Origin of the sequence: Bullifex sp. (assembly GCF_034103065.1) — a bacterium.
Taxonomy (GTDB): Bacteria; Spirochaetota; Spirochaetia; order Sphaerochaetales; family Sphaerochaetaceae; genus Bullifex.
Genome location: NZ_JAXEGN010000221.1, coordinates 1 through 2,169, shown reverse-complemented (window position 1 = coordinate 2,169; position 2,169 = coordinate 1). Strand labels below are relative to the sequence as shown.

2 protein-coding genes are annotated in these 2,169 nt (G+C 31.6%); both read left to right on the top strand.

Going from position 1 to position 2,169, the window contains the following annotated elements:
• The first annotated feature begins 86 nt into the window (after positions 1-86).
• On the top strand, positions 87-1,043 hold the full coding sequence (locus tag SOY52_RS08635; protein WP_320848553.1) for a hypothetical protein: 957 nt from the start codon (positions 87-89) through the stop codon (positions 1,041-1,043).
• 12 nt (positions 1,044-1,055) lie between these two features.
• Positions 1,056-2,169 (top strand): CsgG/HfaB family protein (locus tag SOY52_RS08630; RefSeq protein WP_320848552.1); only part of this gene is annotated, 1,114 nt, incomplete at its 3' end.

The window sequence follows — 2,169 nt, the reverse complement described above, 5'->3', positions numbered from 1 at the left end:
GTTGCAGATCTTTCAGTTCTTGGTGATAGTAATGCTGATAAAGCAATTAATGATATTAAGAAAGCAGTTGATGAGGTACTAGCAGAATGATGAGAGCTATTTCGCTCGTTATAGCTCTATTAATGATTTTTTCATCATGTACGTCAACATCAAATACTTATTCAAAAAGTGAATACTTAACAGGAAAAGGTTATGGTATGACTGCAGAAGATGCACAGCTCAACGCAAAAGTTGAGCTTGCTTCGCTTTTTGGTACTAATGTAAAATCTGTTACAGCTAGAACGATTACTGAGAACAAAGATGGTTATGATGAATCATTTATTAAAGCATCTGAAATAGTAATAGATGTTGAAGATTTGTATGGCCTTGAAATAGTAGAAACAAAGCGTGAGAAAGATGGTCGCTATACTTCCGTTGCTATCATTAATAAAGAAGTAGCTTCTTCAAGATATAAGGCTGAAATAGAAAATCTAGTAAATTCATTAAATAAAATAGAAAAATTACCAATTGAAGCAAATGGTTCTTTTGAATCATTAGAAAAAGCTGTTTCTTATTATTCTCTTGTTGAAAAATATAATATGTATGTTTCAATTATTAACTATTTAGATAATGCTAATATTTCATATTACGACATTCGTAAAGCAGAAAATGTATATAGTGAAGTATCTAATTCAATTTGTTTGGAAATCATACTATCAGGTGATGAAAATGGTAAGATTGAAGCAGAATTAGCACGATTATTAACAGATATGGGGATAAAAATATCAGGTGGTTCTGAAATGCCAACTGCAATTGCAGAGGGACAAATTAACTTTAGAAAGATTCAAGGAACAGGCATTGCTTCAGATTTTGTGTTTGCTGAATATGATATTGAAATCAGACTCCGTGATTTATTAAATGATCGTGCACTCTTTGTATATACATCTCATGGAAGAGAAGGTCATCAAAATTATGGTAGTGCAAAAAGTAGAGCTATTGCCGTAATTATCGAAGAACTTGAGAGTTCTTTCAAAGAGCAATTTGAAGATAAATATTCTTTATAAAATAGGTATAAAATGAAAAAACTGATTCTATTACTATTAATTTCCATTATGTTGTTAACTTCTCTTTCTGCAAAAGCAGTAAGTTATGATGAGTTTATAGCTGATGCAGCAGATTTGTTTTCTGCTTATATAGGTAAGAAAACCTCTGTGTTTGTAATGCCTTTAGATGGGGCAACAGATCAATTTAATACTGAATTTGTTGGTGATTTATGTAATGCCTTGATAAATCGAGATTGCATTGTACTTGATAGACAAAATACTGAGGCAATAATAGAAGAACTTAAGTTTCAAACAAGTGGTCTTGTTGATGATAAAAAAGCAGTATCAATTGGTCATATGATGGGTGCAGAACTATTAATTACAGGTTCTGTTTCAAATACTGTTTCATCATATGAAATTGAACTAAAGCTGATTGATATCGAGACAACTTTAGTTAGAAGAATCAGTGAATGGAATATTAAATATGATAGCAATCTTAAAAACATAATAACAGGTGGTTCATCTGGAGTAGGCTCACAAAAAATATCAATAGGCCTTAGAGCAGGAGGAATGTATTCATTTAGTACTCCACATGAAGATATGGTTGGTACTGGTGTAAATCCTGTTGTTAAAAATAATCCATTATTCAACGCTTCTGCATTTTTTAACTATAAACTTCTTGATCAATTAAAGATTCAAACAGAAGTTATGCTTTCACTAAACAATAGTATGAACATAAGTGGAATGGGTGCTCCTGATACCACCATTACATATTCAACATTAGAAGTACCATTACTTATTTCATATGCAGTTGTTAGACATCCTGTTGTTGCAGAAATTTATGGTGGTGCTTATATTTCTCTACCTGTAAGTGATATTGATATCCAAATGAAAAGTATTGGAAAAGGCTCTGTTAAATTAACAGGTACTACTTTAGGTATTACTGCTGGTATTTGTGTAAGTAAATCAATGGGGCCAGGATATATCATTGCAGATGTAAGATATATTAATGATTTTGATTCACTAAAAATTGATGGAAAGTTTGAATCAAAGGTCGGTACAGGTGAAAGTGCTACTACTGTTATAGTAGATTTAAAGGGAAAGAAAATTTGTACACGAAGAGGTGTTTTAGCCACTGTAGGCTATG